At 63.0% G+C, this 14782-nt stretch carries 14 protein-coding genes; 9 read left to right on the plus strand and 5 right to left on the minus strand.

Annotated features, from left to right (window positions below; translation table 11 throughout):
- The first annotated feature begins 297 nt into the window (after positions 1-297).
- Together FCS99_RS07390 and FCS99_RS07395 are read left to right on the plus strand one after the other, a co-directional pair.
- Positions 298-2262, plus strand: a complete 1965-nt coding sequence (locus FCS99_RS07390) for a methyl-accepting chemotaxis protein (RefSeq protein ID WP_138511441.1) — start codon at positions 298-300, stop codon at positions 2260-2262.
- An 18-nt stretch (positions 2263-2280) separates the two neighbouring features.
- Complete coding sequence (locus FCS99_RS07395) at positions 2281-3474, plus strand: OprO/OprP family phosphate-selective porin (RefSeq protein ID WP_138511442.1); 1194 nt, start codon at positions 2281-2283, stop codon at positions 3472-3474.
- A gap of 91 nt (positions 3475-3565) precedes the next feature.
- Here the strand turns inward: FCS99_RS07395 and queF are convergent, their stop codons facing one another.
- Entirely contained in the window at positions 3566-4027 is a 462-nt protein-coding gene (gene queF / locus FCS99_RS07400) for a preQ(1) synthase (protein ID WP_138511443.1), read from the minus strand.
- A gap of 138 nt (positions 4028-4165) precedes the next feature.
- Between queF and FCS99_RS07405 the strand changes: the two genes are divergently transcribed.
- Together FCS99_RS07405 and FCS99_RS07410 are read left to right on the plus strand one after the other, a co-directional pair.
- Positions 4166-4813: a phage tail protein gene (locus FCS99_RS07405; protein WP_138511444.1), complete on the plus strand. Its 648-nt coding sequence runs from the start codon at positions 4166-4168 to the stop codon at positions 4811-4813.
- Positions 4810-6141 carry a tail fiber protein gene (locus FCS99_RS07410; RefSeq protein WP_138511445.1) on the plus strand — a complete coding sequence of 444 codons (1332 nt, stop codon included), beginning with the start codon at positions 4810-4812 and terminating at the stop codon, positions 6139-6141. The genes FCS99_RS07405 and FCS99_RS07410 overlap by 4 nt, the downstream gene beginning before the upstream one ends.
- 10 nt (positions 6142-6151) lie before the next feature.
- Here the strand turns inward: FCS99_RS07410 and FCS99_RS07415 are convergent, their stop codons facing one another.
- Positions 6152-6640, minus strand: a complete 489-nt coding sequence (locus tag FCS99_RS07415) for an Lrp/AsnC family transcriptional regulator (protein WP_138511446.1) — start codon at positions 6638-6640, stop codon at positions 6152-6154.
- 205 nt (positions 6641-6845) lie between these two features.
- Here FCS99_RS07415 and ald point away from each other — a divergent pair, with 205 nt between their 5' ends.
- Complete coding sequence (ald, locus tag FCS99_RS07420) at positions 6846-7964, plus strand: alanine dehydrogenase (RefSeq protein WP_138511447.1); 1119 nt, start codon at positions 6846-6848, stop codon at positions 7962-7964.
- A 176-nt stretch (positions 7965-8140) separates the two neighbouring features.
- Positions 8141-8797 carry an HAD hydrolase-like protein gene (locus tag FCS99_RS07425; RefSeq protein WP_138511448.1) on the plus strand — a complete coding sequence of 219 codons (657 nt, stop codon included), beginning with the start codon at positions 8141-8143 and terminating at the stop codon, positions 8795-8797.
- Between the two features lie 76 nt (positions 8798-8873).
- Here the strand turns inward: FCS99_RS07425 and FCS99_RS07430 are convergent, their stop codons facing one another.
- Positions 8874-9836, minus strand: coding sequence for an NAD(P)H-dependent flavin oxidoreductase (locus tag FCS99_RS07430; RefSeq protein WP_138511449.1), 963 nt, complete (start codon positions 9834-9836; stop codon positions 8874-8876).
- A gap of 147 nt (positions 9837-9983) precedes the next feature.
- Positions 9984-10604 carry a DNA-3-methyladenine glycosylase family protein gene (locus FCS99_RS07435; protein ID WP_138511450.1) on the minus strand — a complete coding sequence of 207 codons (621 nt, stop codon included), beginning with the start codon at positions 10602-10604 and terminating at the stop codon, positions 9984-9986.
- 92 nt (positions 10605-10696) lie between these two features.
- Between FCS99_RS07435 and FCS99_RS07440 the strand changes: the two genes are divergently transcribed.
- From FCS99_RS07440 to FCS99_RS07450, 3 genes are all read left to right on the plus strand, one after another.
- Complete coding sequence (locus tag FCS99_RS07440) at positions 10697-11107, plus strand: DUF2946 family protein (protein WP_138511451.1); 411 nt, start codon at positions 10697-10699, stop codon at positions 11105-11107.
- 68 nt (positions 11108-11175) lie between these two features.
- A complete protein-coding gene (locus tag FCS99_RS07445) occupies positions 11176-13269 on the plus strand; it encodes a TonB-dependent receptor (protein WP_138511452.1) in 2094 nt (697 codons plus the stop codon).
- Between the two features lie 62 nt (positions 13270-13331).
- On the plus strand, positions 13332-14039 hold the full coding sequence (locus FCS99_RS07450; RefSeq protein WP_138511453.1) for a PepSY domain-containing protein: 708 nt from the start codon (positions 13332-13334) through the stop codon (positions 14037-14039).
- A gap of 1 nt (position 14040) precedes the next feature.
- Here FCS99_RS07450 and FCS99_RS07455 read toward each other — a convergent pair whose 3' ends face one another.
- Positions 14041-14382 (minus strand): hypothetical protein, encoded by a 342-nt coding sequence (locus tag FCS99_RS07455; RefSeq protein WP_138511454.1) that lies wholly within the window; start codon positions 14380-14382, stop codon positions 14041-14043.
- Positions 14383-14782: the final 400 nt, after the last annotated feature.

Genomic DNA, 14782 nt, shown 5'->3' on the forward strand with positions numbered 1-14782 from the left:
TGGCTGGCTCCGGCCGCTGGCACGAGGGGCACAACCTCACATCCAACAGGACGGCAGTCCAATTTGGCGTTTGCCGCCAAAGATTTGCAAAAAAGCCGCGCCCTTTATGCCAAGGACTGCAAATTTACATTTCGAATTTTTCCGTAATTTAACGGCGTCGAATTTCCTACTCAAATATAAACACTTGCGCATGTCATATAACTGTAACTCCCGCCGCTGACCCGGCATCAGCCTCCGCCTTAGTTAATCACATCCGGCCCCTTTCAGGCACGAGGGTCGCCGGTGAAGGAGACAGGCATGCGAGGGCTCAAAGGGCTTCCAGTTTATTTTCGCGTCGGCATTCTGGGCGGGCTGATCGGTTTCACCCTGATCTCCCTGGCCGCCACCCTGTGGTATTCGGATCGCGCCACGAGCGCGGCCCTCGAACGCCAGCAGAATTTCGCCCAGATCGAGCGGCTGGCGCTGGAAGTCGAGATCGGTGCCCTGCAGATGCGCCGGCGTGAGAAGGATTTCCTTCTGCGCCAGGAGACCCGCTATTTTGACGCCTATCTGGCCGATGCGGCACAGGTCTCGGCCCATCTCGAAGAGATCAGCGATCTGGATGCCCCGGCCGAGATCAATGCCGCCATCGAGCACCTCGTCGAAGCCATGCCACTGCATGAGCGCACCTTCGCCAGCGTGGTCGAGGAACAGACGCGTCTGGGCCTCTCCCATGACACCGGCCTGCAAGGCGAACTGCGCAGCGCGGTCCACAATGTGGAAGAGCGCCTGGAAAGCTTTGGCGATGCCGAACTGACTGTGCTCATGCTGATGATGCGCCGGCACGAGAAGGACTTCATGCTTCGCGGCAGCGCCCGATACATCGACAGTTTCGACCAGCGCCAGACCGAGTTCGCAGACCTGCTGGCTCAGCGTGACTATTCTGATCGCGACAAGGCGGACATCACGGCCCTGATGGCCGACTATGCAAGCGGCTTCCACGCCTGGGCAGAAGGCGAACTGGCAAAGCAGGACACCGTGTCCGAGCTCAGCGCAATCTTCGCCACGATGGAACCGGATTTCGACACGATCATGAACCGGGCGCGCCAGGAAGGCCGGGCTGCCAGCACCGCCCTACAGTCGGATCGCCAGCAGATTCGCGTCCTGACCATGAGCATTGTCGGCGGCATCGCCGTGATCGCCGGCCTGCTGTGCTGGCTGGTGAGCCGCTCCATTGCCCAACCGGTCAATGACCTGACGCACGCCATGGGCGATCTGGCCAATGGCCAGACGGACCAGACCATCCCGGCCACCGACCAGGGCGGTGAAATCGGCCAGATGGCGAAGGCTGTGGTCTTCTTCCAGAAGAGCCTGATCGAAGTGGAACGCCTGCGGGCCGAACAGGCCGAAGCCGATGCCCGCGCAGCTGAAGAGAAGCGGCGCATCATGAATGAGATGGCGGATGAGTTCGACGCTTCGGTCGGCTCTATCGCCGAGGATGTCGCCAGAGCGGCCGTGAACATGATCGCCGTTTCGGACCAGCTGCGCTCGACGGCGGCCCAATCGGACGAACGATCCGCCATCGTGGCCAGCGCCGCCGAGGAAACCTCCGCCAATACCCAGGCTGTGGCCTCGGCTGCCGAGGAGCTCACCAGCTCGATCCGCGAGATCACGCGTCAGGTGAATGAATCCCAGGGTCTGACCGGTGATGCAGTGCAGGAAGCCGGCGTCACGCGGGAAACCATGTCCGGCCTGTCCGAAGCGGTCACCAAGATCGGCACGGTGGTCACCCTGATCCAGTCCATCGCCGAGCAGACCAATCTTCTCGCGCTCAACGCCACGATCGAAGCCTCGCGCGCCGGCGATGCCGGCAAGGGCTTCGCGGTGGTCGCATCCGAAGTGAAGGCGCTGGCCGACCAGACGGCCCGGGCCACACACGAAATCGCCGACCAGATCGATGCCATCCAGAGCTCTGGTGACCGGGCCGTGACGGCCATCTCCTCGATGACCGGCCTGATCGACAAGGTCTCCGAAAGCACGACAGCCATTGCGTCGGCCATCGAGCAGCAGGATGCCGCCGCCCGCGAGATTGCCAACAGCGTCTCCCAGGCCGCCGCCGGGACCAGCCAGGTCACGGAAAGCATCGCCGCCCTCTCGGGCAATGTCCGGGAAACCGATGAAGGCGCGGCCAGCGTTCTGCAAGCAGCCCGCGGCGTTTCAGGCGACACGGATCGCCTGAAATCAGCGCTCGCCAGCTTCCTCGAACAGATCCGTGCCGCCTAAGACGACAGGACACCCCCAATGCGCAAATCCATCTCTCTTCTGGCGCTCGCCCTGGGCGCCTGTCTGACCCCGTCCGCCCTGGCTCAGGACAATGGCTGGGATCGCCTGGCCGAGTATCAACGCGTGCCGTCCTGGCAGAGCGAAGACGGCGAGTTTTCCATCAAGCTGCGCGGCCGGGTCTTCTACGATCTGGCGGACGTGGACTGGTCGAGCCCGAATGGCGGTGGTCAAGGCGATCGGGACGAGTTCCGCACTGCCCGTCTGGGCGTGCAGGGCCAGTATGGCGATTTCAAATTCGTCGCCGAGTTCGACTTTTCCAGTGCCGACAACAAGCCCAATGACGTGTTCGTCCAGTACGCCAGCCCGGTCGGCAATGTCCGCTTTGGCCATTTCAAGACGATGAACTCGCTCGACGAGCAGACCTCCTCGCGTCACATCACCTTCATGGAGCGCGGCCTGTCGACCGATCTGTTCGGCCTGGACCGCCGGATCGGACTGGCCTGGTTCTGGTCGAACGAAACGGTCTACGCGGCGGCCGGCGTGTTCGGCGCGCCCATGGACGACAATTTCCGCTTTGCCGAACGCGATGACAGCCGGGCTCTCGCGGCCCGCATCGCCTGGTCCGACGAAATCGGCGATACACGCCTGCACCTGGGCGGCTCCTGGCGCCGGCTGGATCATGACCAGGGCCTGCGGGTCCGCGCCTACCCGCAGGCGCATCTGTCCAACCGCTTCCGCGCGGCCGACTACCGCCCGGGCTCGGCCCTGGGCGAGGCCGACCGGTCCGACTATTTCGGCCTGGAAGCCGCTGCGGTCCGCGGCCCCTTCCACGCCCAGGGCGAGCTGAGCCGCCTGCAGATCGATGGTCCGGCCGGCGATCCGGCCTTTGACAGCGCTTACGTTCAGGCCGGCTGGTTCCTCACCGGTGAGAGCCGCAATTATTCCATGTCCAAGGCCGCCTTCGACCGGACCCGTCCGGCGCGCTCACTGCGCGAGGGCGGTCCGGGCGCTTGGGAAATCGCCGCGCGTCACGACGTGACCGATATGAGCGATGCCAATCTGGGTCACTACCGGGCCACGAGTGTCGGCGTGAACTGGTACCCGCTCGATCATGTCCGCGTGACGGCCAATTATGTTACTGCGGAACTGGACGCCCCGGCCTTCAGCGAAACCAGCGATACGCTGCAAATGCGCCTGCAGTTCGACTTCTAGAGATCATAAATCCCATCTGCCCGTTCACTCGCCGGGCAGACACCTTTCAGCGGGCGCGCCTTCACGGGTGCGTCCGTCTTGTTTGGGGGGCTCAGCCGCGGCCGCGATATCCGGGCACGTCCTGCTCCGGGATCCAGACACCCTTGGGCGGCTCGCCGGTGGCGAAGAAGACGTCGATGGGGATGCCGCCGCGCGGATACCAATAACCGCCAATGCGCAGCCAGACCGGATCCAGTTCCTTCACCAGGCGCTGGCCGATGCCGGTCGTGCAGGCTTCGTGGAAGGCCCCGTGATTGCGGAAACTGCCCAGATAGAGCTTGAGCGACTTGCTCTCCACGATCCACTGGTCCGGCACATAATCGATCACCAGATGAGCGAAGTCCGGCGCGCCGGTCACCGGGCAGAGCGAGGTGAATTCCGGGCAGACGAAGCGCGTCATGTAGGGCGCGTCACACGGGTTCGCGACCCGCTCCAGCTCGGCGGTCTCGGGATTGTCGGGCAGCGGTGTCGAGGCACCGAGCTGACCCAGAGCGTCATAGCGATTGTCGGTCATGGCGGGGAGTTAGCGGCGAATACGCTGGCTGGCAAGACGGAGGACCGCCTCTCCGGTATCAACACACGCCCAACCCAATAAGTTGACCCCTGCTGCAAAGCAATTTTAGGTTAATTTCAGTCATCTTCGGGGCGCCAGATGAAAACCGTTCGATCCATCACAGCGATGCTCGCGATATGCGGCTCTGTAGCGGGTTGTGCTACCAACACAGAGCCAAGTGTTTCAGGGCACACCGAGCAAGATTACTATGTCGGGCAGCTTCGAATACTGGCAGGCGAAACTTGTCCGGACATGGCGGTGGCCGCAGACGGCACACCGCTCCCGATTGCGCGGTATCAGGAACTGTTCCTGATTTTCGGGACCCGCTACGGCGGCGATGGGCGGACGACATTTGCCGTTCCCAATCTGAGCAGTGCCTCGCTCATGGGGGCGGGCACGTCGCAAAGCGGTATCGATTATCCCTTGTTCGGCACGGGAGGGCGCGCAGAGGCAACTCGAATGTTGCCCCGGCACTCCCATACTTTCTCAGCCAGCAGTTCCCAGGCCAACACCAGCGAACCCCAAGAGAACATACTTCCCACGTCCGCCTCCACGGAAAACATAGATCGTTACGCCTCAAGAATGGGGAGTTTCCAGGAACGCAGTTTCGCAATCGAGGCGATGAGTACGGCAGGCGATCCAGACTGGGAGACGGTAAGCCTGTACCAGCCCGTCATGGCTCAAATCATTTGCATCCAGGCGTTTGGGGTCATGCCCGACTCATCACTGCTGGAGGCCGGGCAATGACACTGTTTCACTCTCCTGTTCCGGGGCCCCCTACGCAGGCCAAGCCACTGCGCGCTCGGGCTGCCGTTCTGGCCGCGGCTCTCTCTGCTCTCTTCGCCCTGCCCGGGATTGCACAAGGTCAGGTCAATCCTGTCATCGGCCAAATCCAATATTTTCCTTATGCCTGCCCGCCGAACTACACGCTGGCAGACGGTCGAATGATCGATTTGAACCAGAATCCAGAATTCACCCAGCTACAGCAAGTCATCGGCAACTCTTTCGGTACAAACGGTGACAATGTCCTGCTGCCGGATCTTCGTGGACGCTTTGTCGAGCAAGCCTTTATCGGAGAGGACGCAAGGGAGGGCTCCGACAGCTTTGCTTCTGTGAGCGGACGCTCGAACGTTCAAGTCGACGCGAACAACGTGCCGGCGCACACGCACCGTGTACTTGCAAATACCCAGTCCGCCGACTCTCCCACCCCTCAAGAGAACACCTTTGCCGTGCCTGTTCCGGCCATCGAAGCCTACACGAGCGACATGTCCGGCACACTCACGACATTGAACGCAGAAACTGTCGCAGGCGCGGGCGACCCCGGCTACGACATCGTCCACCCCTATTTCAACTTCAATGCCTGCATCGCCTATGGCGGTGAAATGCCTGATTTGGGCGGGGCAATACGAGAACAAAGTGTCGGCACGAACGGTCCGGACCGGTCGCCGGATGCCTCCGGCATCGTAGCGCGAGTGCAAGCCTGGTTGGATGGCGATGTGCCGAGAGAGCCCGGTGAGCAATGCTATTCGGGGAACACGCCGGCGAGCGGCTACGGCGCCGGGGAGTATCTCATTTTCACGAATCTGGATTGCCCGTCATTCACGCGGGTGGCGAATGGCCGCTCACTCTACACCGCAACAGCCATGTGCCTGGACTGGTATATCCAGAATATTTACGGTCCGCCCAGTCATGACCCGTCACAGCTTTATCTGCCGGATTTGACACGCCGCGTTCCGGTCGGGATAGACCCGGCAAACGCCCGCTATGCTGGCACTCAGTTCGGACAATCGGAAATCAGTCTGAGCGACGCCCAGCTGCGCGCCCATGCGCACTTCCTGCAAGCCAGTGCAAACGAACCCGATACGGGCTCGCCCGACGACGCGTTCATTCCCAGCTTCAGCGAGAACAGCCCGGTCGTCGTCTACGCCGATCCCGTCAATCTACTGCCCATGAATGCCCAGATTTTGGGTCAAACCGGTGAAGCGGAACCCATCCCACTCAAAGCCGAAACCATTGCCCTGAATTACTGCCTTGTCGTCGACGGCTATCCAATCGTCGACAATCCCAATCCCTGACACAGCGCCCCTAGACACCTTCGGCCACATCCACCGTGTCCGGGACAGGCATCGTCGTGCGGGAGAAGACGCGGCGGATGGTGAAGCTGGAATGCAGGCGGGCGACGCCGGGCAGGCCTGACAGGACTTCCCGGTGGACGCGCTCGTAATCATTGGCATCCCGGACGAGCACGCGAATGAGGTAATCCGCCTCGCCGCTCATCAGATAGCATTCCATGACTTCCGGGACCTCTTCCACGGCCCCTTCGAAGGCCACCAGGGTCTCGCGTTTCTGGTTGTCGAGCGTCACCTGGACATAAACCGTGATGCCGCGGCCCAACGCCTTTTCCGATAGAATGGCGACATAGCGGTCGATCACGCCCGCCTGCTCCAGCGCCTTCACCCGGCGATGGCAGGCCGAGGCCGACAGGCCGACGCGTTCCGCCAATTCCGCGTTCGTCAGCCGCCCACGCTCCTGAAGCTCGGTCAGGATGGAGATATCGACACTATCAAGCCGCAAGACACACTCTCCCCAATAATTACGGTTTGGCAGCAGATCATTCTGGATTTGCTGCAATGGTTCGTATATACGTCGCCATCAACATCGAATGGTGCACGATAATTCACACCAAACGATGCGGGTTGTCAATTTCGTTCGCGTCAGGAAGTCCGGATCGAAGGATTCCGCATATTCCTCCCGCGACCAAGCCAAATGAGAAACAATCATGCGTATCGGGGTCCCCAAGGAAATCAAGGTCCGGGAATATCGCGTCGGCCTGACGCCCAATTCCGTCACCGAATTCGTGCGCCACGGCCATGAAGTCTTCGTCCAGTCGACCGCCGGCGACGGCATCGGTTTCTCCGACGAGATGTATGAGGCCGCCGGCGCCACGATCGTGCCGGACGCGGCGGCCGCCTTTGAAAAGGGCGAGCTGATCGTGAAGGTGAAAGAGCCCCAGCCGTCGGAAACGGCGATGCTGAAGCCGCACCACACGCTCTACACCTATCTCCACCTGGCCGCCGATGCCGTCCAGGCCGAGGGCCTGCGCAAGGCCGGCTGCCTGTCGATCGCCTATGAGACGGTAACCGACAATGATGGCCGCCTCCCCCTGCTCACGCCGATGAGCCAGGTCGCCGGCCGCATGTCGGTTTCGGTGGCAGCCCACTGCCTGATGAAGGCCCAGGGTGGCCGCGGCCTGATGCTGGGCGGCGTGCCAGGCGTCCTGCCGGCCAAGGTCGTGATCATCGGCGGCGGTGTCGCGGGGACCCATGCGGCGGAAATGGCCATTGGCGCCCGCGCCGATGTCACCGTGTTCGACCGCTCCAACAAGCGCCTGGCCGAACTGGACGAGCAATTCTCCGGCGCCGTGAAGACCGCCTACTCCACCGCCGCGGCGCTGGAACAGGCCGTCAAGGACGCTGATGTGGTGATCGGGGCTGTGCTGATCCCGGGGGCTGCCGCGCCGAAACTGGTCACGCGCGACACGCTGAAGGAGATGAAGGACGGCGCCGTGCTCGTCGACATCGCGATCGACCAGGGCGGGTGTTTCGAGACCTCCAAGGCGACCACGCATGATGACCCGACCTATGTGATCGACAATGTCGTGCACTATTGCGTCGCCAACATGCCGGGCGCCTATGCCCGCACCTCCACCCTGGCGCTGAACAACGCCACCCTGCCGCTGGGCCTGGAGATCGCCAACAAGGGTCCCAAACAGGCGCTGAACGACAATCCGCACCTGGCGCGCGGCCTGAACACGGCCGAAGGCGAGATCTGCTACAAGCCGGTCGCAGACGATCTCAAAATGCCCTACGTCAAGCCGGACTGGCTGACCTCGATCTGATCATTCGCGGATCGTGGAAATTGTCAGCGGGCGGAGCGTTTTTTAACCTCCGCCCGTTTTCGTATCCAACTGAATGCGTTACGACGTCTACTTGTCACAAGAATCGGTCAGACATGACCGATGGGGAGGCCGCTTGGCGGCTAGGCGACAGCTGACGACAAGCGGGACGGTAGAGTTTGGCACGCTACGATCTGGTCATTTTCGATTTTGACGGCACGCTCGCCGACAGTCTCACCTGGTTCCGGACGGAGTTGGGCGATCTGGTCGACAAGCACGGCCTGCCGCCGATCGATGGCGAACGCGCCGAAGCCCTGCGCGACCTGACGCCCAAGCAGATCATGAGCGAGCTGAACATCCCGGCCTGGAAAATCCCCTTCCTTGCGGCCGATGTCCGCGCCCGCGCCGCCGAGAATGTCGACAAGATCCATCTGTTCGACGGCATCCGCGCCATGATCCGGGACCTGTCCGCCCAGGGCATCACGCTGGCAGTCGTCTCCTCCAATGGCGAAACTGCCGTCAGGGCCGTGCTGGGCGAGGATTTGTGCCAGCATTTCAGGATTTTCGCCTGCGGCGCGGCGCTGTTCGGCAAGGCCTCCGTTTTCCGCAAGGTGATCAAGAAGGCGGGCACAACGCCGGCGCGCACGCTGAGCATCGGCGATGAAGTCCGCGACATCGAAGCCGCCCGCGAAACCGGTTGCGTTGCCGCTGCGGTGAATTGGGGCTTCGCGACGGAAGCCGTGCTGCAAGCGCAGGGCCCGGACGTGATGTTCCGCGATGCCAACGAGATCGCCGCTTTCGCCCAGGCCGAGATCAGCGAAGCCCGCCAGGCCTGACCCCAAGATCAGCACCCGCAAAAAAGGCCGGCTCCTCGCGGAACCGGCCTTTTGCTGTGTCGGTCAGGCTCTGCGACTAGCCGCAAAGGCGCGCCTTGGCGGCGTCGTACTCGGCGGAGAGCTGGGCGATGTATTCGGCGGCCGGGCGGATTTTCTGGACCGAACCGATGCCCTGGCCGGAGCCCCAGATGTCTTTCCAGGCCTTCGCCTTGGACCCGCCGCCGGAGCCGAAATCCATCTTGGACGGATCGCTTTCCGGCAGATTGTCCGGGTCCAGACCGGCGTCGATGATCGACTTCTTCAGGTAATTGCCGTGCACGCCGGTGAAGAGGTTGGAATAGACGATGTCCTCAGCGGAACTCTCCACGATGGCCTGTTTGTAGGCCTCTTCGGCGCGGGCCTCTTCGGTCGCGATGAAGGCAGAGCCGATATAGGCATAGTCGGCGCCCATGGCCTGGGCCGCCAGCACGCCGCCGCCGGTCGAGATCGAACCGGAGCACAGGATCGGACCGTCAAACCAGGACCGGGTTTCCGCGATGAAGCCGAAGGGCGAGAGCGCCCCGGCATGGCCGCCGGCGCCGGCGGCGACGCAGATCAGGCCGGTCGCGCCCTTCTCGATCGCCTTGTGGGCAAATTTCTGGTTGATCACATCGTGCAGGGAAATGCCGCCCCAGCCCTTCACGGCCTGGTTCACATCCTCGCGCGCGCCAAGCGAGGTGATGACGACCGGCACCTTGTACTTCTCGCACAGGGCCATGTCCTCTTCGAGCCGCTGGTTGGAGCGGTGCACGATCTGGTTCACGGCGAAGGGTGCGGCCGGCGCATCCGGATTGGCGCGGTTATAGCTTTCCAGCTCGGAGGTGATCTGGTCGAGCCATTCATCCAGCTGGCTGACCGGACGGGCATTGAGCGCCGGGAAGGAGCCGACAATGCCGGCCTTGCACTGGGCCAGGACCAGGTCCGGATTGGAAATGATGAAAAGCGGCGAGCCGAAAACGGGCAGGCGCAGCTTGCCCTTCAGGATATCGGGTTCGGACATGTTTTTCCCCTTCTTGGCGTGACCAGCCCTGCATGTGCTTCTGGTGGCGTCGTGCAGGCAAACCGTGTTCACCGGGACGTTAGAGGGGGCGGTATGGGATGTCGAGCAGGCGATGAAGTGACGTATAGGGCAATTTGCGGCGGGGCTTCAGACCACGTCCCCATCCGGCGGCGCGTCGACATGGGCCCACATGTAGAGGGCGAGCCAGGAGCGGTAGGGTTTGAACATCTGCGCCGTGCGGACCGTCTTGCGGCGTTTGGAGGTGAGGCGCTCCAGCGTCTTTCGGGCGGCAACATCGCCATCGGGCCAGATGTCCGGTTCGCCGAAATAGAACATGTTCATCATGTCTGCCGTCCACTGGCCTACACCCCAGATCGAAGTCAGGCGTGCAGTGCGTTCCGGCACGCTGAGGGCGCGGAGCTCCTCGGTGTCGAGCCCGACCGTGCGGTGCGTGTCGGCAATGGTGATGATGGTCTTCGTCTTGGCCCCGGAGAGGCCACAGCCGCGCAAGCACGCCGTATTGCCCTCATGGAAGTGATCCAGTAGCGGCACACCACCGGCACTCTCCTCCACGCGGGACCAGATGCTGCGGGCGGCCTTCACGGAGATCTGCTGTCCGGCAATGGCGCGGCAGAGATATTCGGGAAAGCCCTGATCATCCCGCCGGGGAAATTCCAACGGACCCAGGCGCGTCAGCGCAGCGTGGAGGTCCGGGAAGAGCGGCTCGGCGGCGTCGAGCAAATGGGTATGGACAGCACGGTGCGGCATGCCCCCACGCTAGCCCCGCCCTGCCCGCTTGCCCAGTGAAAGGGTGATTTGCCGCATGGCTTGCCCACAGGCGGGGTGCTAGAGGCCGGTTGATGTTGTCGGATCTGAGATATGCGCGTGGGCTGTTCGCCCAATGCCTGCTCGCCCTGGCCCTGATTGCGGCCAGCGTGCATTCGGCCATTCCGCAGGGCTATATGCTCGATCGCGGCGAGGATGGCCGGCTGGCCGTCGTCTTCTGTACCGGTGAAGGCAGCGCAACCCGCTGGGTTGAACTGGAAACCGGCGAAGTCAGCGACACCGCCCATGGCACGACGGACAAGGATGATCCGCGTCCGCCCTGCACTGCCGCAATGGCCGCCGCCGATGCGCCCCTCGTCGAGATCGCGACCTGGGTGCCCCGCCTGTCGCAGGCACGCGCGCCCGCGCCGCAAGCCATCCGGCACAATGGTGCGGTCCTGCGGGACCGGCTGCCGCCGGCCCGCGCTCCACCCGCCACGCTCTGAATTCCCAAACCCGTTTGTGAATCAATGACCCGCAGCCCGACGCGCTGCGGGCTTCGGAGCGTATCCCCATGTCCAAAATCTTTTTGCCGGCCAGCCTGGCCGTGCTGTCCCTGTCTGCCAGCCCGGTCGCCCTGGCCCAGACCAGCCCGCTGACCGATGTCATCACCGTGACCGGCCAGCGCAGCGCGCTGACACAGACCCAATCCGTTTCGCCAGACAGCGAACCGGTCGTCGCCGGCGCCGACACCACCGCCCTGATCGCACGCCTGCCGGGCGCGGCCTCGATCGGCAATGGCGTCCTGTCGGGCCAAGTCCAGTATCGCGGCCTTTTCGGAGACCGGCTGAATATCCGCATCAATGGCCAGAGCTTTGCCTCCGGTGGTCCCAATCTGATGGACCCGCCCCTGCACTATGCGCCGGTGCCGCTGATCGAACGGATCGAAGTGGACCGGGGTGTCAGCCCGGTCAACGCCGGCCCGGGCCTGGCGGGCGGCCTGGATGCGGTCCTGAAATCCTCGCGCTTCGGCGAAGGCGCGGATTTTGAAACGGGTTACGACCTGACCCTGGCGGCCCACAGCGCCGATGAGAGCTACGCCGCGGGCGGACTGGTCAGCCTGGCCAATGCGAGCTGGCGCTTCCACGTGCTGGGATCGCAGGAAGCCGGCGGCGACCGGGAAACGCCCTATGGCACGATCGGCGGGTCCGAGCATGAGCGCCGTGTCTTCGGACTGGGCGGCGGCTGGCAGTCCGGCGGCCATGAGCTGGCGCTGGACATTCGCCGGTCCGAGACCGGGCCGTCCGGCAATCCGCCCTTCCCGATGGATATCCGCTATTTCGACACCGACATGGCGCAGCTGCGCTATCGCGGTGAGTTCGACACGGTGCGGCTGGAGCTGGGTGCCGGCTGGAGCGATGTGGACCATGCCATGAACAATTACGATCTGCGTCCGGCTCCGGCGATGATGCGCTGGCGCGAAACCTATGCGCAGGCCCAGACCCGGACCCTGTCGGCCGCACTGGCGACGGAGGCTATGGGTGGCGAGCTGCGCGTCGGTCTGGATCACCGGGCCGCCGATCACAGCGTCACCATCACCAATCCGGCCAATTCCGCCTTCTTCCTGACCTCCTTCCCGGACATCGAAATGGAACGGACCGGCGGGTTCGTGGAATGGGCAGGTGCGCTGCCTTCCGGCTGGCAGGGCGAGCTGGGCCTGCGGGTGGATCACCACACGGCCGGAGCCGGACTGGCCACGACCGGGGCCGCAGCACCGGCCATGCCGGGCATGCTGGCCATGGCGTTCAACCAGACTGACCGGAGCTGGGAGGATGACACGCTGGATGCGGTCGTCCGCCTGTGGCGTCCGCTCAATGACAGCGCCACATTGCGCGTGACCCTGGCCCGCAAGACCCGCGCACCGGGCTATGTGGAGCGTTTTGCCTGGCTGCCGACACCGGCCAGTGGCGGTCTGGCCGATGGCAATACCTATGTCGGCGATACGGACCTTGAAGCCGAGACCGCCTGGATCGGCGAGATCGGGCTGGATTGGGCGAGTGAGCGCGCCTATGCCCGCCCCACCCTCTTCATCCGCCGGATCGAGAACTACATCCAGGGCGTCCCCTTTGACGCCACACCCGGCCTGATCGACACGCCGGTGGAAATGGTCTCTGCGATGAATGGCGATCCGACGCCGCTGCGCTTCGGCAATGTCGAGGCGGAACTCTACGGGCTGGACGCCGATTTCGGCTATCGGGTCGATGCCCATTGGCGTGTGGACGGGACGCTGTCCTGGGTGCGCGGGGAGCGCCGCGATATCGACGACAATCTCTATCGCGTCGCGCCGCCCAATCTGCGGGTCGGTGTGAGCTATGATGCGTCGGTCTGGAGCGCGACCCTGGAAACGCTGGCGACCGCCGAGCAGGACCGGGTCTCGCTGTCCAATGGCGAGCAGGCGACGCCGGGTCAGGTCCTGCTCAATGCCTATGCCCGCTGGGATATCCGCGAGGGTGTCAGCCTCTCGGCCGGGATCGAGAATATTCTCGACCAGGCCTGGCGAGACCATCTGGCCGGGTATAACCGCAATGCCGGCTCCGACATTGCCCTGGGCGAACGCCTGCCGGGCAATGAGCGTTCCCTGGGCGTGCGGATCAGCATCCGGGGCTAGCCTGAGAACGGCCACCGCGGCTAGGGTCGCGGTGGCCGTTTCGGCTTTTCGGGGGAGATCGCATGAAACTGTTTCGATTGATGGGTCAGATCCATCTCTGGCTGGGCCTGGTTGTCGGCGTCCAGGTGATGCTGTGGCTGGTCTCCGGCCTGATCATGGTGCTGTGGGACATCGAGACAGTGCGCGGCGAGCATTTGCGCACGCCTGTGCAGGAAGCCGCGATCAACTGGGCCGAGGACGCCCTGCCCCTGGCCAATGTGCTGGCGACGCAGACCTCCCCGGTAACCGATGCGACGACCGGCTGGCTGGCCGGTGAACCGGTCTGGCGCCTGACCACCGAAAACGGCCCCGCCATGGTGGATGCCCGTACCGGCGCCGACCTCACCCCGGTCTCCGAAGACCTGGCCCGCCAGATCGCTCTCTTCCGCTATGCCGGGAATGGCGGGTTGATCGCGCAGGACCGTCTGGACAATCCGCCGCGCGAAGCCGGGCTGGGCGTGCCTGCCTGGCGTTTCGAGTTTGGCCCGGAGGATCCGGCGACCTTCTATATCAATTCCCAGACCGGCGAGCTGCGCGCCGTCCGAACCACGCTCTGGCGTGTCTACGACTTCTTCTGGGGCCTGCACATCATGGACTGGGACACCCGGGAAAACTTCAATTCCTGGTGGATCAAGATGTTCGCAGCCGTGTCGATCGTGTTCGGCCTGGCCGGAGTTGTGCTGACGTTTTACCGGCTGAAATGGATGATGCCGCGGAAGCGGCGGGGTTAGTCTATTTGGATCGACGTCCCGTCGTCGTGGTTGCCTTCATGTCAGGCGATAATTTGTATTCGAACCCGTGAAAATCGGTCGCAAAATAGGATTTCATGCCGCTGTCGAGCAAGCCGCCCGCAATCTCTACCGACAGGGATACAATGTAATTTTCCACGTCGGTCTTGTAGGGGAGCGTGTAAGAAACTCGCCATAAAGCCCCGTCAGGGCCTTCCACTTCAAGGTTGCGGATGTTGATGCCATCCGAGCCAACCCCTGCCATATCCGGGTTCAACACCCGGATGATATTCCCGTTGTCGGCAACGCAGTGCTCGCCGACCGAGTATATTTTCCGCCGCTTCATCCTAGTCGCCCCTTTGGCTGAACTTAACACCGCCAATCAGGACGCAAGTTTCTTACGAGCCCGCCGGGCTCGCAAGCGCGACTGCGCGCCGGCGCCTGATGCGCCGCCCCATCGGATGCGTTCGCGCAGCGAACTGCCGTGAGATCAAAAACCTGGTGCGGGCGGCCGGACTTGAACCGGCATGACCTTGCGGCCGACAGATTTTAAGTCGTATACATCAAGACATAAACCGTTGTTTTTAGGTGATTATTTTAGATATACTTTAGTATTGTGTACGAAAATGTGTTCAAATTGACAGCTTTGGCGACCTCACCGAGTTGTGAGTGTGTGCACACCCGTCAGACCGGAATTATCCGCTCCGAACGGTAACTCTTTGATAACCAGACAATCGATCGAAAAA

The organism is Maricaulis alexandrii, assembly GCF_005871165.1.
In the GTDB taxonomy this organism is placed as follows: domain Bacteria; phylum Pseudomonadota; class Alphaproteobacteria; order Caulobacterales; family Maricaulaceae; genus Maricaulis; species Maricaulis alexandrii.

Excerpts from the sequence above, each read along its gene's own strand:
- FCS99_RS07435 (WP_138511450.1), bottom strand. The coding sequence starts at position 10,604 with ATGCCGCACCGTGCTGTCCATACCCATTTGCTCGACGCCGCCGAGCCG.
- FCS99_RS07430 (WP_138511449.1), bottom strand. The coding sequence starts at position 9,836 with ATGTCCGAACCCGATATCCTGAAGGGCAAGCTGCGCCTGCCCGTTTTC.
- FCS99_RS07410 (WP_138511445.1), top strand. The coding sequence starts at position 4,810 with ATGACACTGTTTCACTCTCCTGTTCCGGGGCCCCCTACGCAGGCCAAG.
- FCS99_RS07440 (WP_138511451.1), top strand. The coding sequence starts at position 10,697 with ATGTTGTCGGATCTGAGATATGCGCGTGGGCTGTTCGCCCAATGCCTG.
- FCS99_RS07455 (WP_138511454.1), bottom strand. The coding sequence starts at position 14,382 with ATGAAGCGGCGGAAAATATACTCGGTCGGCGAGCACTGCGTTGCCGAC.
- FCS99_RS07450 (WP_138511453.1), top strand. The coding sequence starts at position 13,332 with ATGAAACTGTTTCGATTGATGGGTCAGATCCATCTCTGGCTGGGCCTG.
- FCS99_RS07395 (WP_138511442.1), top strand. The coding sequence starts at position 2,281 with ATGCGCAAATCCATCTCTCTTCTGGCGCTCGCCCTGGGCGCCTGTCTG.
- ald (WP_138511447.1), top strand. The coding sequence starts at position 6,846 with ATGCGTATCGGGGTCCCCAAGGAAATCAAGGTCCGGGAATATCGCGTC.
- FCS99_RS07405 (WP_138511444.1), top strand. The coding sequence starts at position 4,166 with ATGAAAACCGTTCGATCCATCACAGCGATGCTCGCGATATGCGGCTCT.
- FCS99_RS07390 (WP_138511441.1), top strand. The coding sequence starts at position 298 with ATGCGAGGGCTCAAAGGGCTTCCAGTTTATTTTCGCGTCGGCATTCTG.
- queF (WP_138511443.1), bottom strand. The coding sequence starts at position 4,027 with ATGACCGACAATCGCTATGACGCTCTGGGTCAGCTCGGTGCCTCGACA.
- FCS99_RS07445 (WP_138511452.1), top strand. The coding sequence starts at position 11,176 with ATGTCCAAAATCTTTTTGCCGGCCAGCCTGGCCGTGCTGTCCCTGTCT.